Raw genomic sequence first — 24,270 nt, 5'->3', positions numbered from 1 at the left:
AGCGCCGGGCCGGCCGGCGTCGTGGAGCCGAGTCGGCGTCCACCCCTCCGTCCAAGACCATCCGAACCTCAGGTAAGCTCACCGTGTCAGATGCGAAGAGCATCCGATCCCGCGTAGCTCAATTGGCAGAGCAGCCGGCTGTTAACCGGCAGGTTATAGGTTCGAGTCCTATCGCGGGAGCATCGTCGCAGGTCAGAGGCTTGATCGTTGATCAAATCCACACTTTTCCCNTAGAAAATTTGTGGCGCGCTCCACAGACTCTCCGGCTGGATCATGGTCGCCGGGATGATCGAAAGCTTCCCGGATCCCGCCTCAAAGATCGGTGCTCTTCACTCCCGAGCCCAAGATCCAACGAGCGAGCACGGTCCGCTTCGATGGGCGATCCGGTGGCTACCGGCTCTGGAGACCAGCAGGAGCTGGAGGCAGCGGCTCCAGGTCTGATCGGCCGGCAGCGTCGGCCACCGCGCCAGCGCCGCGACACGTGTCACTGACCGGCCGCCCACCCGTCGCGACCGGCCGAGCCGCTTGGCCGAGCCCCTTGGTCGAGCCGTTGATCGGCGGCTTCGTCTGGCTCGGCGGGCTCGCGGGACCACGGATCGCCCGGCGGCGGGCCGCCTCGGCCGCCACGCCGACCGCCGACCGCCGACCGCCGAGGCTGCCGTCCCGACCGGCTACGGCAGTGGCCGGGACGGCAGCCGGCAAGCCGTCGGCCACGGCCTCGGCGTCCCAGATGGCCTCGGTGGCTCAGGTGCGGACACGCTTTGGGGTCGGAACCGGGACGAGCTCGGCGAGGAGGCCGCTCCGCGACTGCGGGTGTCGGTCGCCTTCGCCGAGCTCGCCAGGGGATGCCGCTCAGCCGATCAGCCGTTCGGCGGTCCCAGCCCGGTCCTGCCTTGGTTCAACCAGCGCTCAGGAGATGGCGTTCTTCGCGGTGGCGATGCCGTCTGGCGAGGTGGTCTGCAGGATGGTGTTGAGCTGGGTGTCCGACGGCGTGTACCCGAAGTGGTTCTTGTAGAAGTCGCGGGTGACCGACCGGAGGTCGACGTCGGCGAACAGCGACGGGTTGAGGACCTTCGCCACCCACTGCAGCTGCAGAGCCTGTTCGACGGTGTACTGGCCCCACGCGTACAACCCGCTGGGGTCGATGAACACCTTGTCCGACTTGACCGCCTTCAAATCGCTCCAGCCGCTGATCTTCGACAGGCCCGCCAGCACCGAGGCGCCGGTGTCGGCGGCCAGGCCCTGGTCACCGCCCGGCGTCTGGATGATCAGGTTGTCCGGGTTCCACTGCAACAGCTGTTCCATGGTCACGTTGACGCGACCACCGCTGATCCCCTTCGCCGCGTCCGTCCCGCCGGCCTTCGTGATCCACTGGTCGATCAGCGACGATCCGCCCTGGACCACGATGTTGTTGCCGGTGTACGCCTCGATGTACACCACGGTCGNCTTGGTCGCCGCCTTCGCCAGCCGCGACGTCAGGGTGCTGTCGACCTTGTCGAAGTAGGNGTTGTACGCCTTCGCCCTGGCCACCGCGGCGCCACCGTAGGTCTCCCCGGCGACGGTGGTCGACTGCTGGAGCTGCGCGTACTTCGGGAAGAACATGGTGACCGCCGGGATCCCCGCGGCCTGGAACGGCTTCACCGTGTCACCCCCGGAGATGGCGGAGACCACGTCCGGCTTCTGGGCGAGCAGCTGCTCCATGTTCACGTTGCCGCTGTGGAACAGCTGCGGCACCTTCGTGATCGACGGCTGCACGGTCCGCAGGAACGGGATCGTGCTGACGTTCTGCGGGATCGCGACCAGCTTGTCGCCGACCCCGAGCATGATGTCGGCCACGACATGCGCCGGGAACTGCTCGGCGATGCGGTTGACCGTCGTCGGCACCGTCACCGTCGCACCCGACAGATCCGTCACGACGTGCGTGGCAGGCGTCGCGGGCGCCGCCGGCGTCGCACTGCTCTTGCCGCCGGCGTCGGCACTCGAGCCCCCCGAGCTCGAGCAGGCCGCCAGCGCGAACACGCTCGCGACACCGACCGCGACGGCGACCCGTGCCGGGCGGCGCGTCGTTCTTACCGACCATCCCCCCAAAGAACTCACTGACAGTCCCCCCGAACCGAGCGATTCACGCCGCTCGCCATTCCCTGAATAATCATGGGCGGAAGTTAGCAGCGAGAAAAGAGNGACGTCAAGCAAGATCTACCGCGATAAGACCGAGTAACGGTCTCATGAAGATGGTGTTTCGTCGGCCGCACCCGGCACTTCACCGAGGAAGCTCCAGCGATATTGTCAGCGCGCGTTTCAAACCCACTCGACAATGNGGGCNCCCGAAGCCCGCGGATGCACCAGAATTTGGGCAGCCTGCGGACATCGACCGACCCGGAGATCGAGCGAGCCAAAGAAGCTCGTCACGGCACCGAGCGCCGAATGTGGTTATTTCTCTCTCAGCTGCTGCCGCGTTCCCGTGGATACCGCAGAACAGGATCGGCAGACAACTGATCGCACCGCGCGATCAGGGTCTCCTTACCGAAGATTTCTCCGACATGTGACATGCGAGAGCGCACGCGGACTCCTCCGCGACCAGGCCGAGATCTGCGGCGCGACCGTACGCCACAGCAGTCGACAGAAACCTGGTGCAGACAGCGCACGGATTCAGGAGCGAGGAGCACACCTGTCCACCAGCGCCGCCCGGAGCCGGCGCTCGCAAGTGTACTCGCACGACGTTCGCCGTGCGTTCGAGCCGGGCTCGCGATGGGCGGACGATGTCGCCGGGGGAAGGGCGAGAAACCGGCCGGCCCTCGACCCGGCGGGCGTGCGGCGCGGGCGGGATGGCGGCACAGGCGCCCTCGGCCGCCGTTCGGACGCGAGGCGTCGGGGCCCGGCCAGGTGAGCTGTCGACTCGGTCCGACTATGCGGAAGCCCGGCGGCGGAGAATCGACTCGCACACACCGGATCACCGAGTCCGGGTGCCGTTCGCCGGCGCCGCCGCCAAAAAGCTGACTAATGACACTCGGGACGTGTGGACTCGCCGCGAGGTCAGCCGGTGAGGTGGGCGCGCAGGAACGTCCAGATCCGCGGCCAGGCCGCCCTGGCCGCGGCGGGCCGGTAGGCGTCGCGGTCCGTCGCGAGGAAAGCATGGCCGGCGGCGGGGAAGCTGTGGAACTCGAAGGTCCTGCCGTGCTCGGTGAGCGCCGCGGCGAGGGCGGCGACCTCGGCCGGTGAGGGCATCCGGTCGTCGTCGCCGAACAGGCCGAGCAGCGGGCAGGACAGCCTGCCCGCCAGGTCGACGATCGGCCGGACCCCGCGCAGCACGGAATCCTCCGGCGGCGTGGCGACGACGTAGGCGCCGTAGCAGTCGACGGCGGCGTCCAGATCGAGGCTGCAGGCGGCGAGGAACGCCTGGCGCCCACCCGAGCAGAAGCCGATCACCGCCACCTTGCCGTTGGACGACGGCGACGACCGCAGCAGGCGCACCGCCGCGTCGACGTCCCCGACGAGCCGATCGTCGGGGACGCCGCCGCGGGCCCGCGCGAGGGCGGCGGCGTCCCCGGGGCTGGCGCCGGGAGCCTCCCGTGAGTACAGGTTCGGGCAGACGGCGAGGTAGCCGTGGGCGGCGAACCTGCGGGTGATCTCCTTCGTCGACTCGTCGTAGCCCGGCATGTGGTGGATCACGACGACGCCGCCCGCGGGTGACCCGTCGAGCGGCTCGGCGAGGTAGGCCTCGATGTCGTCGTCCCCGGCTCCCCGCATCGACACCGTCTGCGCGCGCAGGGCATCGCTCACCGACGCTGCTCCCCTCGGCTCGTCCAGTCCACCCCTCGTCCACCCCACCCCGCTCGTCCAGCCCACCCCGCTCGTCCAGCCCACCCCGCTCGTTCAGCCCGCCCGGTCGGCCCGTTTGCGGGCGAAGCGGGACATCATCGCGGTGAACTCGGGGGCCAGGTCCGGTTCCGGTTCGCCCAGCCAGCGGTAGAGCAGCAGGCCCGCCGGGTTGCGGATGTGCATGGCGGTGTCCGGGCGGGCCACGCCGCGGGCGATCGAGATGTCGGTCGAGCGGGCNCAGACGATGGCGAACCGCAACGCCGCCAGCAGCTTGTAGTAGGCCAGCTCCCGGGCGGGACGGCCGACCAGCCCCTCCCAGCGGGCGATCTGGGCGTCCTCGTCCGGCACCCCGGGCAACGGCGGCGAGCCCAGGCCATGGCTGTAGAACTCGTCCATCATCAGCCACCAGCCGAGGTCGACCTCGGGCGNGCCGACCGCGGGGGTCTCCCAGTCGAGGACGGCGGCGACCGTCCCGTCGGGCGCGAACATCATGTTGCCGACCCGGGCGTCGCCCCAGCTCAGCGTCCGGTCGTCGTGGTCGGGACGCTCGCTTTCGACGTACTCCATCGCCCGGCTGAGCACGTCGAGTTCGCGTTCGCCGCGGACCCAGTCGAACCAGTGTCGGGTCGNGGTGACGAGCTGCTGCAGCCCGGTCGGGCCGAGCGCGGGCGCCCAGAGGAACTCCAGCTCGCCGCGGACGGGGATGCGCCCGACGTCGACGAGGGTGCGCAGTCCGTTGTCCCACAGGGCGGCGCGCTGCGCCGGCGTCCACTCCAGCAGCCAGCCGGCCGCGTGGCAGCTCGGGATGTCCGAGAGCACCCGGCCCGGGACGTGGCTCATCACAAAGAACGGCGAGCCGACCACCGCGGCATCCGGCTCGAAGGCGAGCACCCGCGGCACCGGCACCGACACCGACGCGGGTACCGACACCGACGCGGGCACTGGCACCGACGCGGGCACGGACATTGGCGCGGGCACTGGCACCGACGCGGGCACGGACATTGGCGCGGGCACGGACATTGGCGCGGGCACGGACATTGGCGCGGGCACGGACACCGGTGCGGCCGCAGCGATGGCCCGCAGGACGCGGCCCTCGCCGATGGTGTCCGGATGCTGGAACAACTGACGCCCGGTCGGCTGGATACGGATCACCAGGCGCTCGTCGCGTCGCTGGCCGTCGTCGTCCCATCGCACGGTGACGATCACGGTTTCGTTGGACGTGCCCGCTTTCGGCCTGGACAGCCCCGCGACCTCCAGTGACGGCCGCTCCAGCGCCCGACGCAGCCAGCCGCCCAGGGTCCCCGCGAGCACGTTGTCGTCCCTGGTGGCGGTGACGCTCATGGCTGCCCCGTTCCCTCCGAGTCTCGGCGACCTTCGCATGCGCCGACGACGGCGTCGAAAAGGTAATGAGCCGACGATGTCGATCGGCTGTCGATGCAATCGCCTTCGGCCGCACGACATTCAGTGCGCGAAACGGGCGGTCAGGTCGCGCTTCACGACCTTTCCCATGGCATTGCGCGGCAGCTCGGGCACGAGCTCGAGCTGCTCGGGAAGCTTGCGATTGTTCAGCCCCTGCGCGCGCAGGTGGGCGCAGAGGGTGGCCAGATCCGGCGGGTCGGCCGGGTCTGCGGGCACCACCACGGCGCACACCCGCTCGCCGGAGGAGGCATCGGGCAGGCCGACGACGGCCACCTCGCCCACCGCCGGATGGCCGAGGAGCAGCTCCTCCAGTTCCCGGGCGGAGACGTTCTCGCCCTTGCGGATGATGACGTCCTTGATCCGTCCGGTGATGCGCAGGTAGCCGCCCTCGTCGAGGGTGCCGAGGTCGCCGGTGCGCAGGAACCCCTTCGCGTCGAAGGCGTCCCGGTCCGCGGTGGCGTCGACGTAGCCGACCATGAGCTGCGGGCCGCGCACCCGGATCTCGCCGACCTCCCCGGCGGCCGCGGGCGTGGCGTCGTCGAGCATGACGACGATCTCGACGTCGAGACCCGCGCAGCCCTCGGTGCTCGCATGCTGGGAGTCGGTGTCGTCGTGGCGGCCCCAGGTGACGAAGGGGCACTCGGTCAGGCCGTACCCGGAGATCACCCCGACGCCGCCGAGCAGCTCCTTGACCTCGAAGTGCAACGCCTCCGGCCGGCCCGCGCCCCCGCACAGTGCCGCCCGGGCCAACGGGAACAGCGGTACGGCCGGCTGGCGACGCTGGCGCGCCACGTAGGCCTGCAGCATCTGCGTGCCCGCCCCGACGAGCGTCACCCCCGCCGCCGCGAGGGCGGCCGGCGTCGTCTCGGGGTCGAACCCGCGGCTCACGATGACCCCGCAGCCGGTCTGCAGGCCGGTGAGCAGGTGCGTGATTCCACCGATGTGGGAGATCGGCAGCAGGATCGGCAGTCGGTCCGTGGGGACGACGGCGAGATGGTCGCAGAACGTCGCCGAGGCGGCCAGCAGGCCCCGGTCGGTGTGCCGGGCCCCCTTCGGATCCGAGGTTGTCCCCGAGGTGTAGAAGATCCACCGCACGGGCGCGACGGGCTCGGTCGACGAGACGGCGGCCCCGCCCGAGCCCCGTCCGGGCGAGACCTCCCCCGGCACGGCCCCGCCCGGCACGGCCTCCCCCGGCNAGATGTCCCGCGGCGCGGTGTCCACGGGCGAGGCGGTGTCGACGACGTGCACGGCCAGACCGGGCACCGCCGCGGCGGCCGTCCGCGCCAGTGCCGCATGGTCGACGCCGCGGAAGGCGCTCGGGACCAACAGCAGCTCGCTGCCGGCCTGCCGGNAGACAAAGGTGATCTCCCGCTCGCGCAGCATCATGATCAGCGGGTTCTGCACCGCACCGAGTCGGGCCAGCGCGAGGCAGACCACGACCGTGTCGATCGTGTTGGGCAGTTGCCACGACACGACCGAGCCCGGCCCGACGCCGTGCGCGCGCAGGCGCACGGCGGCCGCCTCGGCGCGGTCGCGTAGCTCGCGAAACGTCAGATGCCGCCGGTGCTCGTCGATGACGGCCAGGCCGTCCGGCGAGGCCGCGGCGCGCGCCTCGACCAGCTCCCATGTGCTGTCGGCGGTGAGAACCACTCGATCACTCCAGGATTGCGGGTAATGGGACCCGGCGCCATGACGGAACCCTCGCACGGAAATAGGTTCGGCACGCCTTCGAACCTCGCATCGACAGCAAAGAGAAATCATTGAATGCCCGCGGATGAGGATCCTAGAATTCGGCGCGGAATCCGGGACGACCGAGGAGTCGGTGTGCGCGAACATCGGGAGCTGTTCATCGACGGCCGGTGGGTCGGCGCCACGACGGAGGAGACGCTGGCCGTGGTCTCGCCGGCCACCGAGGAGACCATCGGTGTGGTCGCGGCGGCCGGCATCGGCGACGTCGACCGGGCCGTGGCCGCCGCGCGGCGCGCGCTGGACGACGGCCCCTGGGCTCGCGCGACCCCACCGCAACGGGTGGCGGCGCTGGTGCGGCTGGCCGACGCGCTGCGCGCCCGGGCCGACGAGCTCGCCGAGGTGCTCACGGCGGAGGTCGGCTCGCCCCGGTCCTGGTCGCAGCCCTACCAGGTGGGCACCGCCCTGGCGGCGTTCGACGCCTTCGCCGCGCTGGCCGGGGACTACCCGTGGGCGGACGAGCGGCCGGCGGCGCACGGCTCGGTGCTGGTCCGGCGGCTGCCCGTGGGCGTCGTCGGGGCCGTCGTCCCGTGGAACGCACCNCTGTTCATCACCGCCCTCAAGCTCGGCCCGGCCCTGGTCGCGGGCTGCACGGTCGTGTTGAAGCCGGCTCCGGCGGCGCCGGTGTGGTCCTACCTGTTCGCCGAGGCGGTCGTCGAGGCGGGCCTGCCGCCCGGGGTGGTCAACATCGTGCCCGCCGGGACCGCGGCGAGCGAGTACCTCGTCGGCCATCCCGGCGTCGACAAGGTCACCTTCACCGGCTCGACGGCGGTGGGTCGGCGCATCGGCGAGGTCTGCGGCCGTGACCTGCGCCGGTGCACCCTGGAGCTGGGCGGGAAGTCGGCGGCGATTCTGCTGGACGACGTGTCGCTGACCCGCCGGACGGTCACCACGCTCACCTTCGGCGCGATGGCGAACTCCGGCCAGGTCTGCATGGCCCAGACCCGCATCCTCGCCCCCCGCTCGCGCTACTCCGAGGTGGTCGACGCGCTGGCCGAGCGGGTGGGCGCGCTGCGCGTCGGCGACCCGACCGAGCCGAAGACCCAGATCGGCCCGGTCATCTCGGCGTCCGCGCGGGCCCGGATCGAGGCGCACCTCGCCCGCGCGCGGACCGACGGCGCCCGGGTCGCCGCCGGCGGGGGCCGGCCGGCCGGGCTCGACCGGGGCTGGTTCGTCGAGCCGACGCTGCTGGCCGGTGTCGGCAACGACGCCCCGGTCGCCCGGGAGGAGATCTTCGGCCCGGTGGCGGTGGTGATCCCCTACGACGGCGTCGAGGAGGCCGTCACCCTGGCCAACGACTCCGACTACGGCCTGGCCGGGTCGGTGTGGAGCGAGGACCCCGAGCGGGCGGGGCGCGTCGCCGCGCGGCTGCGCACCGGCTCGGTCGCCGTGAACTCGCCGGCGCCGCTGGACCCGGGCAGCCCGTTCGGCGGAATGGGCGCGTCCGGCATCGGGCGCGAGGGCGGCCCCGAGGGCGTCGACGCCTTCGTGGAGCTCCAGTCGATCATCCGGCCCGCCGACGGCTGAGTCTCCACCGACCCGCACCCGCACCCGCACCCGCACCCGCACCCGCACCCGCACCCGCACCCGCACCGAGATTAGAACCGCACGAGACCGAAACCGCACGAACCCGAAACCGCACGAACCCCAAACCACACGAAACGAGAGCACGAAACCGAGAGAAGGTGCCGTGGAGACCCTCGCCGCTGTGCTGTGGGACCGCAGTTCGCCGTGGTCGGTCGAGCCGATCGAGCTCGATCCGCCCGGCCCGGACGAGGTGCTCGTCGAGCTNCACGCCTCCGGTCTGTGTCACTCGGAGGAGCACATCGTCACCGGTGACATGCCGTTCCGGCTGCCGTGCGTCGGCGGGCACGAGGGCGCCGGGGTCGTGCTGGAGGTCGGCTCCCGGGTCAGCGCGGTCGTCCCCGGCGACCATGTCGTCTTCGGCTTCGTGCCGTCCTGCGGGCGGTGCCGGCAGTGCGCGACCGGCCACCAGAACCTCTGTGAGCTCGGCGCGAAGATGTACACGGGCCGCCAGATCGCCGACGGCACCGCGCGCCACCACGCCCGCGGCCAGGACCTGGCGATCGCCTGCATGATCGGCACGTTCGCCCATCACACCGTGGCCCACGAGTCGAGCTGCGTCCGGATCCCGCAGCACGTCCCGCTGGACCGGGCCTGCCTGCTGGGCTGCGGCTTCGTCACCGGCTGGGGCTCGGCGGTGTACTCCGCCGACGTGCGGCCGGGCGACACGGTCGCGGTCGCGGGAGTCGGGGGCATCGGCGCGGCGGCGATCCAGGGCGCCCGGCTGGCCGGCGCCCGCGTCATCGTCGCCGTCGAGACGGTGGCCGAGAAGCAGGAGCTCATCCTTCGGCTCGGCGCGACCCACGTCGCCACCTCGTGGGACGAGGCCGCCGCCGTCATCCGGGGGGCGACCTGGAACCGCGGGGTCGACCGGTTCATCTGCACGATGAGCCGCGGCGACGGCGAACTGCTCGGGCGGGCGCTGGCGATGACCGCCAGCCGCGGCCGGGTCGTGGTGACCAACGTCCATCCGGCGGGGAAGCGGACGGTGTCGCTGGACATGATGGATCTGACCCTGTCCGAGAAGCACATCGTCGGCACGATCTACGGTTCGGGCAACGCCCGCNCCGACATCCCGAAGATCATCGAGCTGTGGCAGCACGNCCAGGTCGACCTCGACGCGGTGGTGAGCCACAGCTACCCTCTCGACGGCGTCAACGACGGCTACGAGGACATGCGCAGCGGCCGCTTCCTGCGCACCGTGCTGCGTTACCCGGCCGCCGACGCCCTCGACGCCCGGCGCGCGGCCCACACCCGGGTGCCGCCCGACGCCCAGGTGCCGCCCGACGCCCAGGTGCCGCCCGACGCGCGTCCGGCTTCGGCGCCCGCGCAGGTAGAGAGGCTGCCGGCATGACCACGACCGGGGACGTGCCGGGGACGCGAGGGCTGCCCGGCGACGTCCTGGACGACCTGAGCTGGTGGACCCGGCCGGCGGCCGAACGCGACGCGACGTTCGCCTGGTTGCGCGCCCACGACCCGCGGCCGTACGTCCCCGAGCTCGACCTGACCGGGGCCCCGCGCGGCGGCGGCTTCTGGGCGCTGACCCGCCTGGACGACGTGCGCGAGGTGAGCCGGCGGCCGGCGGACTTCTGCTCCGGCCAGGGCAGCCTGATCTTCGACCAGCCGCCGCGCCTACGCGAGTTCCGCGGCTCGATCATCGACATGGACAACCCGGAGCACGCACGCCAGCGGCGCATCGTCGCCCGCGGTTTCACGCCGAAGGCGGTGGCCGCGCTGGTCGAGGACATCGCCCGCACCAGCCGCGAAGTGATCTCCGCGGTCGCGCGGCGGGGCGAGTGCGACTTCGTCACCGAGGTCGCGGCGCTGCTGCCGCTGCGAATCGTGAACAACCTGCTGGGCATTCCCCGCAGCGAGGAACGGTTCCTGTTCGAGCAGACGAACATCCTGATGGGTGCGAGCGACCCGGAGTACGTCCCGGACCAGACCCCCCGGTCGGTCGNGCGCGCCGTGCACGGCGCCGGCCAGGCCATGAGCGGCCTGCTGGAGGAGCTGGCCCGCGACCGGATCCGCAACCCACAGGACGACCTGGTCANCTCGCTCGTCGCCGCCCAGGAGGAGGAGAACCTCACCCCGACGGAGCTGGCGANCTTCTTCAACCTGCTCGTCGGGGCGGGCAACGAGACCACCCGCAACGCGTTGGCCCACGGGCTGTCGGCGCTCACCCGTTTCCCGGACCAGCGCGAGCTGTGGCGCTCGGACCTCGACCGGTACACCCCGGGCGCCGTGGAGGAGCTGCTGCGGTGGGCCTCTCCGGTGCTGTACATGCGTCGCACGGTCGCCCGCGACGGGGTGACGCTCGGCGAGCAGCGCTTCGATGCGGGNGACAAGGTCGTGCTGTGGTACCGCTCGGCCAACCAGGACGAGGCGTACTTCGACGACGCGACCGCCTTCCGGGTGACGCGCGACCCCAATCCGCACGTCACCTTCGGCGCGCCCGGCCCGCACCACTGCCTGGGCGCCAACCTCGCCCGGGTCGAGCTGGCGATCGCGTTCCGAACCCTGTTCGAGCTGCTGCCCGACATCGAGGCGACGGCCGAGCCGGACCTGCTTCGCTCGAACTTCCTGCATGNCGTGAAGCACCTGCCCGTCCGCTTCACCCCCACCGCCCCGCGCCCCTGACCCGACGGGAACGTCATGGATCTCGACAAGCACCCCGACCTCGACAAGCACGCCGGCCCCGGCAGGTTCACGGATCCCNACGGGCGCGCCGACTTCGACGAGATCGCCTACGGCACGCGGGACGGGGTCGCCGAGATCCGCCTCGACCGCCCGCAGGCGCGCAACCCCATCTCGGCGCGGCCCGGCGGCACCCGCGACCAGATCCTCGCCGCCCTCGCCGACGCCGAGGCGGACCCGTCCGTCGGCGCCGTGCTCATCACCGGCGCGGGCTCGGCGTTCTCGGCCGGCGGGGACCTGGCCGGCAACCCGATCCGCGAGCACGCCGCCGACGAGGCGCGCTTCCGCGAGACCGCCGACGACTTCCACCGGCGGGTGCGCCGCTGCCCGCTGCCGGTGGTCGCCGCCGTGCGGGGCTACTGCCTGGGCGCCGCCGTCGTCCTCGCCGCGAGCTGTGACCTGGTCGTCGCCGGCGACGACGCCCGCTTCGGCATGCCCGAGGGACGCCTCGGGCTGCCCGGGGCGGCCGGGCTGGTGCCGCTGATCGGACGTCAGTGGGCGAAGTTCCTGATCCTCACCGGCGAGCTGATCGACGCCGGCCTGGCTCAGCGGATCGGCCTGGTCACCGCGGTCGTGCCGGCCACCGAGCTGCACCCGCGCGCCCATGACCTGGCTGCCCGGCTCGCCCGGATGCCCCGGGAGGCCACCACGCTGAACAAGCGGGCCGTGGACGCCGCCGCCGACGCCTCCGGCGACGAGGCCGCCCGCGTCGCGGCCTCGGGCTACGACGTCATCACCCTCGCGATGAGCGGACGGGCGCAGGCCCCCGACGGCCGCACCTTCGCCGAGATCCGCCGCGAGCAGGGCGTCCACGGCCTGAAGGCCGCCCGCGCGGCCCAGTTCACCACCCCTTGGATGCCCGCCACCCCTCCCGACGCCACTATGTGANCCCCGTACGACCGTCGGCAGGGTTCACGAAGGCACATCGCGCAGCCACAGCGGGCATGGCGATCGAGCCGCCTAAAGGTACATCCGCTAGACAAGCCCTTCGTTGTGNGGACGGGCCAGGACACGCCTGCGCTCGTACCGTTCCTTGGCGGAGCGGTTGCGCTGGTACGCGGGGGCAGCCAGACCCCNTGCGCGAGTCCGCGTCAGGCCTTCCATTCGCCGACTACTTCTCCAGGTTCCTTGAGGAAGGAGGCGAAACGCTGGAGGGTCTTCGGGCATGGCGCCCGGAACCACCTCGTCGAGGAATGCCACGGAAGGTCCGAACCTGATCACGAGATCAGCCGAAAGGCGAACGCAGGGTTCGTGACGGCCCGCCGGAGCCCCTGGCCATCAGACCGCGGCGGTCAGATCGCCGTGTAGTCGGTGTAGTCCCGGCAGGTTGCGTAATCGTCGGCGTCCAGGTAGTGGCACCACGGAAGCTGTGAGTCAGGGAAGCGGAGTCGGCTCGTGCCCTTCCAACTCNCAACCTCCACATGAGCACCGAGATCACGGACGGTCTCCAGCGCCGGCACGAGGTCCGTGTCGCGACTGAACAGGACGCCCACGTCGTACGCGCCCTCACAGGCAAGACGCACAAAATCGACCGCGAGAGCGACGTCGATGCCCTTCTCCTGCGCTCTGTCGCACCGTGCGATGATCATCTCTGCGACCGCGGCCCGGTCGTCGGCCCGTGCCGGGCGCATCACCAGCATGACCACATCCTCGCCCGCGCGAGACGATAGGCGTCGCCTGGGCTACGAGTCGGGTGCGGGGGCCGGGGGCAGGAGGAACTTGCGGATCTTGCCGACGGAGGTTCGGGGGAGCTCGTCGACGAGGACGAACTCGCGGGGACGTTTGACCGGGCTCAGCCGCCGCCGGCACCAGGCGGCCAGCTCCTCGGCTCCGGGGGCGGCGCCGCGGGGGTCGGCGACGACGTAGGCGACCGGGACCTCGTCGCGCACCGGGTCGGGCCGGCCGACGACCGCCGCCTCGAGCACGCCGGGGTGCTCGGCGACGACCGCCTCGACCTCGACCACCGACACGTTCTCGCCGGCCACCTTCAGCGTCTCGCTGTCGCGACCGGCGAAGTGATAGACACCGTCGGCGTCGCGGTAGGCCCGGTCGCCGGTGCGGAACCAGCCGTCGACGAAGGCGCGCCGGGTTGTCCCGGGGTCGTCGAGGTACCCGGCAAACAGCCGGGCGCCCCGCTCGCCGCCGACGAGCAGCTCGCCGACCTCCCCCGGCGCCCGTTCGCCGCCGTCCGGCCGGGGGCTCAGCCGCACGGCGCAGCCCGGCGTCGGACGGCCCATCGCGTCGGGGCGGGCCTCGTCGGGTCGGCTGGTCAGGACCGCCGCGGTCGTCTCCGTCATCCCGTAGAGCTGGCGGGGACGGCAGCCGAGCAGGGCCGCGAGCCGCTCGTACTGGTCGGCGGTCACGTTCTGGGCGAACCACACGTGCCGCAGCACCAGGTCGTCGCGCCGCTGCGCGCCCCGGGCCAGGATCATCCGCATCGGGGCCGCGAACAGGCTCGCGTGCGTCGCCCGGTGCCGGGCGGCCTGCGCGAGGAACCGCGACGCCGAGAAGGAACCGAGCAGGGCGACACTCGCCCCGACGGAGATGGCGGCGGCGAACGAGTAGTACTGGGCGTTCGCGTGGAACAGTGGCAACGCGACGAGCTGGCGGTCCGCGGGCCCCAGCCCGGCCGCCGCCGCCATCGTCGCGCCCGCGAAGGCGTAGTTGGCCTGAGTGATCACCACGCCCTTGGGTGCGCTGGTCGTGCCGGAGGTGAACAGAACCGCGGCAGTCGTTTCGGGGCCCGGCGTTTCGAGGCCCGGCGTTTCGGGGCCCGAAGTGACGAGGCCCGGAGTGACGAGGCCCGGAGTGACGAGGCCCGGAGTGACGAGGCCCGGAGTGTCAGGGCTGCCGGCCGACGGTGCCTGTCCGGTTCCGGCAGCGGCACCGGTCAGGGTCGCAAGCTCGACGTCGTCCTCGTCGACGGCGAAGACGACAAGGTCCGAACCGGCGCCGGCCGACCCGGCTGCGGCTGCGGCTGCGGCTGCCTCGGCGTAGACCGTCCGACGCCGCGGCGAGCAGATCCCGACCACGGCCCTCGTCCGGGTGAGCTGCGCGGCGATCTCCGGGGCGGTGGCGGCCGGGTCGGCGGGCACGATGTGCGCGCCGAGGACGACGGCGGCCAGCCACACGGCGACGAAGGCCGGNGAGTTGGCCAGCGCGAGGTGGACGGCGCCGCCGGCGGGCAGGCCCGCCGCGCGCAGCCGGGCCGCGACCCGTCCGGTGAGCCGGTCGAACTCGGCGTAGGTCCACGTCGTCACCGCCCCGGTCGAGGACTCCCAGCTCAGGAACGGGCTCGCGCCCCGGTCGGCGACCGCGCGCCGCCAGGCCGCGCTGAACGTGGCGGCCGACGCGCTCGTCGCCCCGTTCGCGGTCACGGCGAGGTCTCCGGCCGGGGCTCACCAGGTCGCGATCGCATCGCACGCCGCGCGCAGCAGGTCGGGCCGGCCCTCGAAGTAGTGCGTCGCCCCGTCGATGAGCAGGTAGTCCTTCTTCGCCGGCCCGATCGCGTCGTGGAGCTGTTCGAGCACCACCGGCGGCGAGCCGGTGTCCGCCGAGCCGCCGACGACCAGCGTCGGGGTGGACAGCCCCGGCAGCCACCGCAGGGCGTCGCCGTTGGTGTCGTCGATCGACCACTGGTTGATCCACGACCGCAGCGTCGTGTAGCGGTTGAGCCCGGCCGGCAGGTAGTCGGCGATCTCGGGGCGGCCCCACAGGGTGCTGCCGATCGTCCGGTCGCTGGCGTCGATGGCCGGATCGAGGAAGCGCAGGTCGGCGCTGGTGCCGTGGACGACGAACGCCAGGTCGTCGAGCCCCGCCGGCCAGTGTCCCGCGGCGGTGACCAGGCGTAGCTGCGCCCGCGCCCAGGCGGTGATCCGCCGGTTGCGGGCGAGCTGCGCGGCGCGGTAGCGGGCGATGAACTCGGCGGAGAACGGCGGGGNGTTGCGAGGGNCGAAGGCATCGAGGTCCGGGTCCCGGCCGAACGGCACGGACTCGTCGATGATCGCCGGGTCGAGCCACTCCATCGACACCCGGGCGCGGGAGGGATGGGCCATGAAAAGCACGATCGAGTCGGCCGGCGGCAGGTCGGCGCGGGTGAGGTCCGGCCCGACGCCGCCCGGCGGGGCCACGACCGTCGGCCGCTCGGCCTGCGCCTGGTAGTAGGGGACGATCGAGCCTCCGCCCGAGTTGCCGACGAGCACGATCCGCTCGTAGCCCCGCCCGCGCAGCGTGCCGATCGCGGCGCCGATGTCGAGCAGGCAGTTCTCGACGTTGAGGTTGGCGTCGTTGCCCACGTAGCGGGTGGCGAGCCCGACCGCGGCGACGCCGAGCTCGGCGAGCGTCCCCAGCGCGTAGTGACCGAGGAAGTTGGCAGTCGGGTGCACGATCAGCACGGCCGTGCTGGGCCTGGGGCCCGCCGGGCGCACCTCGGCCGCCCAGATCGCCCCCGACAGGCGGGCGACGCCCGAGAACACGTCCACCCGCCCGGACGGCGGAATCGGTATCTCCACCAGTTCCCGCTCGACCCCGTTCGGCAACGGCACGACGACCTCCCAGCGACTTCAGTTCCCGGCGGCGGCATCAGCGTTCGGCGGCGGCATCAGCGTTCGGTGGCGGCAGTTCCCGGCGGCGGCGTCACCGTCCCGGCGGCGGCATCGGTTCTCTCGACGAGCACGAGCGCATCGGCCACCACGCAGCCCGACGGCGAGCAGATCAGGGGGTTGACGTCGATCGAGCCGATCCAGCCCGCGCCGGCCACCCCCAGCTCGGCGACGGCCAGCACTGCCTTCGCCAACGCCGACCGGTCCCAGCCGGCCCCCGCGCGCAGCCCCCGGAACACGGTCGCCCCGCCGAGCTCGTCCAGCATCGACTCGACGACCGCGCCGTCCACCGGCAGCAGCCGGCCGACAACCGTGCGGGTCAGCTCGACGAGGATGCCGCCGAGACCGGCCACGACGACCGGGCCGAGGTCGGTGCGGGCCTGGTAGCCGACGAAGGCCTCGCCGGCGCCGGCGAGCTGGCTCTGCACGGCGACGGTGCGCGGCACCCCGTGGGCCGCGGCGATCGCCTGCAGCTCGGCGGCGACCGCGGTCACCTTCCCGGACGCAACACCGAGACGAACGGCACCCAGCTCGGTGCGGTGCGCGACGTCGGCCAGCTTGACGACCAGCTGGGCGCCGCCGCCGAGGTCACCGGCGCGGGCCGGCCAGTCGGCGGGATCGTCGAGCACCACCCACGGCGCGACCGGCAGGCCGCGCTCGGCCAGCAGCGTCATCGTCGCGGCGAACGACAGCATCGCCCCGGCGTCGCCGCGCACCACGTCAGCCGGCCGCGGTGGCGGGATCGGGCGGGGCGGGGCCGCCGGACGCACGCGGGGCTGCGGCGACAGGTGCCGGGTGATCGCGGCCAGACCGCGCACCGCGCCGCCGAGACCGCGGGCGAAGGCCAGCCCCGGCCCGCCGGCCGTCGCGGTCCACGACCCCAGCCGCGACTGCTGCACGGTGGTGAGCACGACCGGCTTGCCCGCGCGCCTCGCCGCCTCGCGGGCCGGTCCGAGCAGCACCTCCGCTCGCTCGCGGTCCTCCTCGTCAAGCCACCAGGTGACGACGACGGCATCGAGCGCCTCGGCGGCGAGGTAGATCCGCAGCACGTCGTCGAGCGACTCACGCCGGGCCATGGTGAAGCCGGTCAGATCGAGCGGGTTCACGACCTCGGCGCCAGGGATGATCGCCCGCACCTCGTCGGCGATCTCGGTCAGCTCCGGCGTCTCGACCTCCTCGCCGGCCCGCACGTCCGAAGCCCGCACGTCGGCGGCCCGCACGTCGGCGGCCAGCACGTCGGAGGCCAGCACGTCGGAGGCCAGCGCGGCGACGCCGCCCGACGAGGCGATCACGGCGATCCGCTCGACCGGACGCAGCCGGTGCGCGGGCAGCTGGGCCAGGATCGCCGCCCGGTCCATCAGGTCGTCGACGTCGCGGGCGTCGACGACCCCGGCGGCGCGAAACGCGAGGTCGTAGACCCAGCTTTCGCCGGTCAGCGCCCCGGTGTGCGAGCGCACGATGGCCCGCGCCCGCTCGCTGCGGCCGAGTTTGAGCACGACGACGGGCTTGCCGGCCGCCCGGGCGCGCTCGACCGCCGCGAAGAACGACGCCGGGTCGCGCAGCTTCTCGATGACGACGGTGATGACGCGGGTAAGCGGGTCGGCCACGAGGAAGTCGAGGTAGTCGGCCAGCACCGTGACCGCCTCGTTGCCGGCCGAGACCGCCAGGCGCAGGCCGAGGTTGCGCTCGCGGGCCGCCGCCATCGCCGCGCGCATCAGGTACCCGCTGGAGGACACCAGGGAGACCCCGCCGGCCGGCACCGCCACCGCCGTCCCGGTGAACAGCGAGACCCCACTGGTGACGTTCACCAGACCGGTGCAGTTCGGCCCGCACACCGGCAGGGCGGCGCCGGCCGCGGCCCGGGCGAGGCGGTCCTGGCGCTCGCGGCCCTCGTCGCCGGCCTCGGCGAACCCGCTGGCCACGACGACCACCCCGCCGCACCCGAGCTGCGCCGCCTCCTCGACGACGCCCACCGACCCTGCCGCGCCGACCAGGCTGAACACGGCGTCGACCGGCCCGCCGACCGCCCGCAGGCTGGCGACCGTCGACCGTCCGTAGGCGACGCCGGGGCGGGGGCTGACCAGGTGCAGCTCGACGGGCGCGGCGAGCAGGTGGCCCACGGCGACGTTGGACATGGGACGCCGCTCGCTCACCCCGACGACGGCCACGGACGCCGGGTTCAACAACCTGTCCAGCGAACCCGCCCCGGGCTCCGACCCCGCCACGTCCTCCTCCTTCGCCCGGCCTCCTACGCGACGGCCCATCCGTACGACCCACCGGCGCGACGGCCGTCTGTACGACGGCCCTGCGCCGGCGGCAGGCCCGTGATCCCGCGCCAGCACGGTATGCGCGGAACCCTTTCGGTTCGATGCCAGCGCCACGAGCCCGGTGCCGCCGGGCCGACGGCGACCTAGCATCCGGGTGTCGCCGCGAACGGAGGACGGACATGGCTCTCAGCACCGCCACCGCGATTCCGCTGGTGCTCATGCGCGGCGGGACGAGCAAGGGCGTGTTCGTCACCGACGACGCGCTGCCCGGCGCCGGGCCCGAGCGGGACCGGGCGATCCTGGCCCTGCTGGGCTCGCCCGACCCGATGCAGCTCGACGGGCTCGGCGGGACGCATTCGAGCACCAGCAAGGTGGTGCTGGTCCGGCCGAGCGAGCACCCGGGCTNCGACATCGACTACCTGTTCGTCCAGGTCGGCATCGACCGTCCGATCGTCGACTACGCCGGCAACTGCGGGAACCTCACCGCCGCGGCCGCGGTGTACGCGCTGGAGGAGGGCCTGCTCGCCGGCGACGCCCGACCCGGCCTGGTGCGGATGTTCAACCGCAACCTGGGGCAGCGCATCGACGCTCTCGTGCCGGCCCCGCCGACCCGCGGCGTCGGGCCGGACGCCNTCGGGCCGGAGGGTGACAGGCCGGACCGCGACGGACGGGAGGGCGACTGGCGGGAGGAGGCACGGCTCGCGGGGATGCCCACCACGGGGCTCGCGGTGCTGACCGAGTACCTCGACCCGGCCGGTCCGGTCACCGGGGCGCTGCTGCCGACCGGCCGACCGCGCGATGTGCTCACGCCGAGCGTCGGCGGGCCGATCGAGGTGTCGCTCGTCGACCTCGCGGCGCCGATCGTGTTCGTCCGGGCGGCGGATCTCGGGCTGCGCGGCGACGAGGCGCCGGCCGCCCTCAACGCCAGGCCGGGCCTGCTCGCGCGGCTGGAGTCCATCCGCGCCGCCGGCGCCGCCCGCATGGGGCTCGCGTCCGACGAGGCCGCGGCCGCGGTCGACTCCCCGGTCCTGCCCCGGCTCACCATCGTCTCCCCGCCGCCGCCATCGGCCGATCTCGTGGTCCGGGCGACGTCGCTGGGACGCGCCCACCACGCCTGCCCGATCACCACCGCGCTGTGCGCCGCCGCCGCCGCCCGCACCGCCGGCACCCTGCCATTCGCGTACGCCCGGGTCGCCACCGGCACCGACACCGACGCCGACACCACCGCCCCCGGCACCACCGCTTCCGACGCCGCCGGCCCGGAGGCGGTCCGCATCGCGCACCCCAGGGGCACCCTGACCGTCACCGTCCGGACCTCGGACCGTGCGGGTCGGGAGATCGTGGCGGTGGGCGTGCTGCGCACCGCCCGGCGGCTGCTCGCCGGAACCGCCTACCTGCCCGGCTGAGCTGCCTCGGTACACCGGACGCTCGGTGCGCCCAGTACACCGGATGCCGCCGTCGTGCGCGCCAGGGACCCCGTCAGCGCAGGTTGCCGTCAGCGCAGGTTGCCGTCAGCGCAGGTTCGAGAACGGCAGGGGGCGCAGGATGCTGCTGTGGGTTCTCGCCACGAGCAGCCCGTGCTCGGCGGTGCTGCGCAGGCGCACCTCGGCCCACTCGGGGTCCCGGTGGAAGTCGGCCCAGGCCCGCTGGCGTTCGTCGAGGCCGTCCCAGGCGAGCAGGTAGGTGAGGTCGGGGCCGTCGCCGATCACGGTCTCGAAGTAGCCGACCTGACGGAAGCCGTGCCGGTCGAACAGGGGCACGGTGTGGTCGGCGAACCGGTCGTGCAGGGCGTCGCGGTTGTGGCCGAACAGCTCGTAGCGGCGCAGCTCGTACAGCATCGGCCCGCCTCAGTCGAAGGTGGTCGGCTCGGACGTGACGACGAGCTCGTGCAGCGCGGCCGAGACCTCGGTGCCGTCGCGGCGGGCCCGTTCCTTCGTCGCCGTCCACGCCTCCAGCGCCCGACGGGCCTGGATCGGCCGATCGTTCCAGTCGGCGACCAGCGGCGTCGTGATCTCGAGCCGGTTGCCGTCGGGATCATGGAAGTAGATGCTGTAGATGATGGTGTGGTCGACCGGGCCGAGAACGTCGACGCCGTGCCCGCGCACCCATTCCCGCCATTCATCGACCATGTCCGTGGTGGGCACCTCCAGGGCAATGTGCCGGAAGACGTCATGGGCCGGATGGGAGGGCGCCGCCGCGGCGGGCAGGTCGGGAACCTCGAAGAAGGCCACCGTCGAGCCGTCCTGCATCCGGAAGAAGATGTGCAGGTAGGGCATGGTGTCCCCGGTCGACGGCACCCGCTCGTGCATCACCGCAGCGACGAGTTCCATCCGCATCACGGTGCTGTAGAAATCGGTGGTGGCGGCGGCGTCGCGCGTCACCAGGGCCAGGTGGCTCAGGCGGGCGGGCGCCTGTGCGTCGGCGGGGCGGACCGGTGCGGGAACGACCCTGCGCGGGGAGTTCGTGAAAGTCATCGATCGTCCTCCTCGGGCGGGACGCTACCGCCGGGAAGATGTCGGTTGACGTTCGATCGCGGNCCCGGCGAACCGCCGGGGCGCCGTCATCCCGCCAGGTCGGACGCCGGCCGGATGACCAGCGAGAACATGGCGGCGATCGCCACGCCGAAGGTCGTGACGGCCGGGTCGAGNGGGCGGCGGGAGCGGCTGGCCAGGCCCAGCCCGCCCCAGGCGGTGGGGCCGTTGAAGATCGGCACGAACAGACAGCTGTGGAAGCCGTCGGCCGCCAGCGCGCGAGTGGTCTCCCGGTAGCCGTGCGCGCCGCCGACGATGTCGGCNATCTGGGTCGGCTGGTTGGTCTCGAACGCATGGACCTGGGCGAAGCTGGACCGCAGGGGCACGCCGCCCGCCATCAGCTCCCGCCAGCGCGCGGTGTTGCCCCGCTCGGCGACGAGGTGCATGTGCCCGCCGCCGCGGCGGAAGATCGCCGCGGCGTCACAGGCGGCGCTGGTCACCAGCGTGGTGGTGAGGAACTCCGCCGCCGCGGTCTGCGAGGCGCGGGGCAGCCGGCGGGCGACGTCGAGGACCGTGCGCGGCATCGTCAGCGAGGTCAGCGAGGTCGGCCGGGCGGCGCCGCCGCCGACGTCGTCGCCCATCTCCAGGACGTTCTCGGTGAACTCGTACCCGACGCCGCGCACCGCGCGGATCAGCGGCGTCGGCCGCCCCGCGGCAGTGATCTTGTGGCGGAGCCGGGAGATCTGGATGCGCAGGGCGTTGGTGTCGCCCGGCCCGCCGGCGTTGCCCCACAGCGTGCGGACGATCCGCAACCGCGGCAGGGCCCGGTGCGGGTGGTGCATCAGGTAGACGAGCAGGCGGAACTCGGTGGNCGACAGGGCGAGCTCCGCCCCGTCCAGCAGGCAGGTCCGGGCCCACAGGTCGACGTGCAGCTCGGCGGCGCTCAGGTAGCGCACGGTCGGCTCCCAGGTGTCGCTGACCCGGCGGAGCAGGGCGATGATCTGCGCCCCCAGGGCGGACGGGTCCAGCCCGGTCGGCAGGGCCAGGTCCGCCCCGTCGGTGAGCACACGCACCCGGACCATCGGGTCGAGGTCGCCCAGGACGATGACCGGGGCGTCGCAGGCGCGGCACATCGCGCGGGTCACCTCGACGGCGAACCGCGGGTCGTCGGTGACGACGGCGACCAGCGACGCCCTGCGCAGCGAGGTGGCGCGGCGGGCGGCGTCCGCTCCCGAGGCCTCGACCAGCCGCCACCGCTCGCGGCCCGCCAGCAGGGCCAGCGCCTCGGCGTCGGGCCGGGCACCGTCGGCCACCACGACGACGGGACCGTCCAGCCGCACCTCCCGGCGAGGGTCGCCACCGGGCTCCTGGGCCCGCTGCGCCTGCGTGTCTGCCCGCATGTCCGGCTCCTCTCGCGGCGACGGTCGCGACGTGCACGAACGGCGATGGACTGTGTGTCGCGTGTCACTCTGCGGATGCTGGACGATATCCCGACTCCTCGGTCGAATGTCAGCGTTCCACGATCCGCGGGAGGCTCTGAAACGATCCGCGCTTTNCAGCCCGAAAAAACGGTCTTTATCCGTACACCGGCGATGACCGACAGGTAGGCGACATCTTGTCGGCGTTACGTTCGGGCCATCGGCCGGTTCGGAGAGCTGCGAGGCGCGCATGGAACTCCCCAGGATCGAAGTCCCCAGGATCGAACTCCCGAGGATCGTCAGCACCGATGACCACGTCGTCGAGCCGGCCCATCTGTGGCAGAGCTGGCTGCCCGCGAGGTTTCGCGAGCGCGGCCCCCGGGTCGAGCGTCGTGGGGTCGCGAGAATCCGGGTGGTCGGCGCGGGCCCGAAGTACGCCCACGATTTCGACCCGAGCGGGCGTCCGGCGGACTGCTGGGTCTTCGAGGATCTGGTCTTCGTCCAGAAGCGCACCACGGCCGCGGTCGGATTCGCCCGCGAGGAGATGTCGCTGACCTCGATCACCTACGACGAGATGCGGCCGGGCTGCTACGACCCGAAGGCCCGGCTGGAGGACATGGACGTGAACTGGGTCGAGGCGTCGCTGTGCTTCCCCACGTTCCCCCGGTTCTGCGGCCAGACCTTCCACGAGGCGACCNACGACCGCGAGCTCGGCCTGGCCTGCGTCGAGGCCTACAACGACTGGATGGTCGAGGAGTGGTGCGGCGACTCCGGCGGGCGACTCATCCCGTTGTGCCTGGTCCCGCTGTGGGACGCCGACCGCGCGGCGGCCGAGGTCCGGCGCAACGCCGCCCGCGGCGTCCGGGCCGTGGCGTTCAGCGAGATCCCGCCGTTCCTCGGCCTGCCCAGCATCCACTCCGGCTACTGGGACCCGCTGTTCGAGGCCTGCGACGAGACCGGCACCGTCGTCTGCATGCACATCGGGTCGTCCTCGCGCATGCCGTCGACGTCGGCGGACGCGCCGCACGCGGTGAACGCCTCCGTNGCGTTCAACAATGCCATGGCCTCGATGTCGGACTATCTCTGGTCGGGTCTCATGGTCCGTTACCCGAACCTGAAGCTCGCCTATTCCGAGTCACAGATCGGCTGGATTCCGTTCCTGCTGGAGCGGATCGACGCCAAGTGGCGTGACGCCCGTTCCTGGCTCGGCGACGGAGGCCTGCCCGAGCCGCCGTCGCACTACTACCACAACCGCATCTTCGGCTGCTTCTTCGACGACCGCTTCGGCGTCCGGTCCCGGCACGACGTCGGCATCGACAACATCACCTTCGAGACCGACTATCCGCACACCGACTCCACCTGGCCGAACACCCGGGAGGTCGCCGAGCGACTCATGGCGGGCGTCCCCGACGACGAGATCTACAAGATCATGCGAGGCAATGCCATCCGCATGCTCGGCCTGGATCTGGACCTCGACCGCCCCTGACGGTTCGCTGCCAGCCGGCGGGGATCGCGCCGCCCGCCCGCGGTTGTTCGACTGACAGGCCCGCCGGATCCGCGCACCGCCATCGACGCGCCGCGCGGGTCCACGCGCCCTGTCGCCGGGCTGAATCCACGCCGCCGGAAGGAATCGGAGCCACCGGACGGCATCTGGAGTCACCGGACGGGATCGGAGCCGCCCGATGGATCGGCCAGCGGGCGGGATCAGCCATCGGGCGGGAACGGTCGCCCGCCGAGATCAGTCACCCGCCGGGATCAGCCATCGGGCGGGAACGGCGGGGCCTGGTCACGGGCGAGACCGCCGAACTCCGGCGCCAACCCGGTCGTCGAACTCCGCGGCCGGCACGCCCCATCTCCACGTCACGGAGTTGAAAGGGACGATAGATCCCATTTTGAACCGTCAGTAAGACCTGCGGTCCGACCCGAGGGACCGCCGAACCACACGGCCNCACTCCACCCTTACGCGAATGTTAACTTTTGCCCGTCGGCAAGCGCCGCCGGTTGGTGGACCGCCCCACGGNCGCCGCGACCGGCACGACCGGGGTACCAGCACCAACTCGTCACCTTAAGTTTCCCTCAAACTCGCTGGAACCAGCGGACCGCACGTACGCGCGACCCGTCCACCCAGTAACGTATTGGCGATATTCTTCGCACTCTCTCGTTACGGCACGGCGGAATCGGGGACACCACGTGGCGGAGTCATTGCTCTCTTTCCAGCGGCTGTGCATTCTCTTCTTCTGCGAGCAGT

10 protein-coding genes, 1 tRNA gene and 27 pseudogenes are annotated in these 24,270 nt (G+C 72.5%); 18 read left to right on the top strand and 20 right to left on the bottom strand.

Annotation, left to right across the window (positions count from 1 at the left end; translation table 11 throughout):
• Positions 1 to 107 precede the first annotated feature (107 nt).
• Positions 108 to 180: transfer RNA gene (locus UK94_RS15635), tRNA-Asn, on the top strand.
• Positions 181 to 909: 729 nt separating this feature from the next.
• On the opposite strand, the pseudogene UK94_RS53625 reads toward UK94_RS15635, so the two are convergent.
• The 10 genes and pseudogenes from UK94_RS53625 to UK94_RS53595 all read right to left on the bottom strand — a co-directional run.
• Positions 910 to 1,445 (bottom strand): annotated as a pseudogene (locus UK94_RS53625) (ABC transporter substrate-binding protein); the annotation flags it as partial.
• A gap of 1 nt (position 1,446) precedes the next feature.
• Positions 1,447 to 1,505 (bottom strand): annotated as a pseudogene (locus tag UK94_RS53620) (hypothetical protein); the annotation flags it as partial.
• Between the two features lies 1 nt (position 1,506).
• A pseudogene (locus UK94_RS53615) lies at positions 1,507 to 2,097 on the bottom strand (hypothetical protein); the annotation flags it as partial.
• Positions 2,098 to 3,033: 936 nt separating this feature from the next.
• Positions 3,034 to 3,780 carry a dienelactone hydrolase family protein gene (locus tag UK94_RS15625; protein ID WP_041939666.1) on the bottom strand — a complete coding sequence of 249 codons (747 nt, stop codon included), beginning with the start codon at positions 3,778 to 3,780 and terminating at the stop codon, positions 3,034 to 3,036.
• A 277-nt stretch (positions 3,781 to 4,057) separates the two neighbouring features.
• Positions 4,058 to 4,247: pseudogene (locus UK94_RS74020) on the bottom strand (phosphotransferase family protein); the annotation flags it as partial.
• 1 nt (position 4,248) lies between these two features.
• Positions 4,249 to 4,448: pseudogene (locus UK94_RS53610) on the bottom strand (phosphotransferase); the annotation flags it as partial.
• A gap of 1 nt (position 4,449) precedes the next feature.
• Positions 4,450 to 5,160, bottom strand: a pseudogene (locus UK94_RS53605) (hypothetical protein); the annotation flags it as partial.
• A 120-nt stretch (positions 5,161 to 5,280) separates the two neighbouring features.
• Positions 5,281 to 6,433: pseudogene (locus UK94_RS15615) on the bottom strand (fatty acid--CoA ligase family protein); the annotation flags it as partial.
• Position 6,434: 1 nt separating this feature from the next.
• Positions 6,435 to 6,589, bottom strand: a pseudogene (locus UK94_RS53600) (hypothetical protein); the annotation flags it as partial.
• 1 nt (position 6,590) lies between these two features.
• The coding region (locus UK94_RS53595; protein ID WP_235488069.1) for an AMP-binding protein at positions 6,591 to 6,999 on the bottom strand (409 nt) is incomplete at its 3' end.
• Between the two features lie 3 nt (positions 7,000 to 7,002).
• Here UK94_RS53595 and UK94_RS53590 point away from each other — a divergent pair.
• The 11 genes and pseudogenes from UK94_RS53590 to UK94_RS15595 form a co-directional block, all read left to right on the top strand.
• Positions 7,003 to 7,526, top strand: a pseudogene (locus UK94_RS53590) (aldehyde dehydrogenase family protein); the annotation flags it as partial.
• A 1-nt stretch (position 7,527) separates the two neighbouring features.
• A partial coding sequence (locus UK94_RS15610; RefSeq protein WP_235488067.1) for an aldehyde dehydrogenase family protein occupies positions 7,528 to 8,511 on the top strand: 984 nt, incomplete at its 5' end.
• Between the two features lie 163 nt (positions 8,512 to 8,674).
• A pseudogene (locus tag UK94_RS53585) lies at positions 8,675 to 8,775 on the top strand (hypothetical protein); the annotation flags it as partial.
• 1 nt (position 8,776) lies between these two features.
• Positions 8,777 to 9,634 (top strand): annotated as a pseudogene (locus UK94_RS15605) (alcohol dehydrogenase catalytic domain-containing protein); the annotation flags it as partial.
• Between the two features lie 38 nt (positions 9,635 to 9,672).
• A pseudogene (locus UK94_RS53575) lies at positions 9,673 to 9,922 on the top strand (alcohol dehydrogenase); the annotation flags it as partial.
• A pseudogene (locus tag UK94_RS53570) lies at positions 9,919 to 10,528 on the top strand (cytochrome P450); the annotation flags it as partial. The pseudogenes UK94_RS53575 and UK94_RS53570, both read left to right, overlap by 4 nt.
• Position 10,529: 1 nt before the next feature.
• Positions 10,530 to 10,621: pseudogene (locus tag UK94_RS53565) on the top strand (hypothetical protein); the annotation flags it as partial.
• Between the two features lies 1 nt (position 10,622).
• Positions 10,623 to 10,675, top strand: a pseudogene (locus UK94_RS53560) (hypothetical protein); the annotation flags it as partial.
• A 1-nt stretch (position 10,676) separates the two neighbouring features.
• Positions 10,677 to 10,910, top strand: a pseudogene (locus tag UK94_RS53555) (cytochrome P450); the annotation flags it as partial.
• 1 nt (position 10,911) lies between these two features.
• Positions 10,912 to 11,158: pseudogene (locus tag UK94_RS53550) on the top strand (cytochrome P450); the annotation flags it as partial.
• 152 nt (positions 11,159 to 11,310) lie between these two features.
• Positions 11,311 to 12,153 (top strand): enoyl-CoA hydratase/isomerase family protein, encoded by an 843-nt coding sequence (locus tag UK94_RS15595; RefSeq protein WP_041940898.1) that lies wholly within the window; start codon positions 11,311 to 11,313, stop codon positions 12,151 to 12,153.
• A 523-nt stretch (positions 12,154 to 12,676) separates the two neighbouring features.
• Here UK94_RS15595 and UK94_RS53545 read toward each other — a convergent pair.
• The 4 genes and pseudogenes from UK94_RS53545 to UK94_RS15575 form a co-directional block, all read right to left on the bottom strand.
• Positions 12,677 to 12,854, bottom strand: a 178-nt coding sequence (locus UK94_RS53545) for an NYN domain-containing protein (RefSeq protein ID WP_235488143.1), incomplete at its 3' end; no start/stop codon positions are given.
• A 93-nt stretch (positions 12,855 to 12,947) separates the two neighbouring features.
• A pseudogene (locus UK94_RS15585) lies at positions 12,948 to 14,411 on the bottom strand (AMP-binding protein); the annotation flags it as partial.
• A 1-nt stretch (position 14,412) separates the two neighbouring features.
• Positions 14,413 to 14,642, bottom strand: a pseudogene (locus tag UK94_RS74015) (acyl-CoA synthetase); the annotation flags it as partial.
• 1,223 nt (positions 14,643 to 15,865) lie between these two features.
• Positions 15,866 to 18,091, bottom strand: a complete 2,226-nt coding sequence (locus UK94_RS15575; RefSeq protein ID WP_235488065.1) for an acetate--CoA ligase family protein — start codon at positions 18,089 to 18,091, stop codon at positions 15,866 to 15,868.
• A 143-nt stretch (positions 18,092 to 18,234) separates the two neighbouring features.
• Between UK94_RS15575 and UK94_RS53535 the strand changes: the two are divergent.
• From UK94_RS53535 to UK94_RS53525, 3 genes and pseudogenes are all read left to right on the top strand, one after another.
• Positions 18,235 to 18,538: pseudogene (locus UK94_RS53535) on the top strand (PrpF domain-containing protein); the annotation flags it as partial.
• Position 18,539: 1 nt separating this feature from the next.
• A pseudogene (locus tag UK94_RS53530) lies at positions 18,540 to 18,765 on the top strand (PrpF domain-containing protein); the annotation flags it as partial.
• Position 18,766: 1 nt separating this feature from the next.
• The coding region (locus UK94_RS53525) for a PrpF domain-containing protein (protein ID WP_313949511.1) at positions 18,767 to 19,539 on the top strand (773 nt) is incomplete at its 5' end.
• 105 nt (positions 19,540 to 19,644) lie between these two features.
• On the opposite strand, the gene UK94_RS15565 is transcribed toward UK94_RS53525, so the two are convergent.
• From UK94_RS15565 to UK94_RS53510, 6 genes and pseudogenes are all read right to left on the bottom strand, one after another.
• Positions 19,645 to 19,971 (bottom strand): NIPSNAP family protein, encoded by a 327-nt coding sequence (locus tag UK94_RS15565; protein WP_011606373.1) that lies wholly within the window; start codon positions 19,969 to 19,971, stop codon positions 19,645 to 19,647.
• Between the two features lie 9 nt (positions 19,972 to 19,980).
• Positions 19,981 to 20,607: a VOC family protein gene (locus tag UK94_RS15560; RefSeq protein WP_011606374.1), complete on the bottom strand. Its 627-nt coding sequence runs from the start codon at positions 20,605 to 20,607 to the stop codon at positions 19,981 to 19,983.
• Positions 20,608 to 20,693: 86 nt separating this feature from the next.
• Positions 20,694 to 20,780 (bottom strand): annotated as a pseudogene (locus tag UK94_RS74010) (hypothetical protein); the annotation flags it as partial.
• Position 20,781: 1 nt separating this feature from the next.
• Positions 20,782 to 20,921: pseudogene (locus tag UK94_RS53520) on the bottom strand (hypothetical protein); the annotation flags it as partial.
• A gap of 7 nt (positions 20,922 to 20,928) precedes the next feature.
• A pseudogene (locus UK94_RS53515) lies at positions 20,929 to 21,475 on the bottom strand (helix-turn-helix domain-containing protein); the annotation flags it as partial.
• A gap of 1 nt (position 21,476) precedes the next feature.
• Positions 21,477 to 22,004 (bottom strand): annotated as a pseudogene (locus UK94_RS53510) (hypothetical protein); the annotation flags it as partial.
• Between the two features lie 268 nt (positions 22,005 to 22,272).
• Here UK94_RS53510 and UK94_RS53505 point away from each other — a divergent pair.
• The 3 genes and pseudogenes from UK94_RS53505 to UK94_RS53495 all read left to right on the top strand — a co-directional run.
• Positions 22,273 to 22,719: pseudogene (locus UK94_RS53505) on the top strand (amidohydrolase); the annotation flags it as partial.
• Between the two features lies 1 nt (position 22,720).
• A pseudogene (locus tag UK94_RS53500) lies at positions 22,721 to 23,066 on the top strand (amidohydrolase family protein); the annotation flags it as partial.
• A 1-nt stretch (position 23,067) separates the two neighbouring features.
• Positions 23,068 to 23,508: amidohydrolase family protein (locus UK94_RS53495; protein WP_235488063.1), on the top strand; the 441-nt coding region annotated here is incomplete at its 5' end.
• Between the last annotated feature and the right edge of the window lie 762 nt (positions 23,509 to 24,270).

Source organism: Frankia sp. AvcI1, from assembly GCF_001420875.1.
GTDB lineage: Bacteria > Actinomycetota > Actinomycetes > Frankiales > Frankiaceae > Frankia > Frankia alni.
The sequence above is the reverse complement of the archived record's forward strand: the minus strand, read 5'-3'. Positions and strand labels throughout refer to the sequence as shown.

Bases quoted from the DNA above. Each gene is read 5' to 3' on its own strand.
- UK94_RS15565 (WP_011606373.1), bottom strand. From the start codon at position 19,971: ATGCTGTACGAGCTGCGCCGCTACGAGCTGTTCGGCCACAACCGCGAC.
- UK94_RS15560 (WP_011606374.1), bottom strand. From the start codon at position 20,607: ATGACTTTCACGAACTCCCCGCGCAGGGTCGTTCCCGCACCGGTCCGC.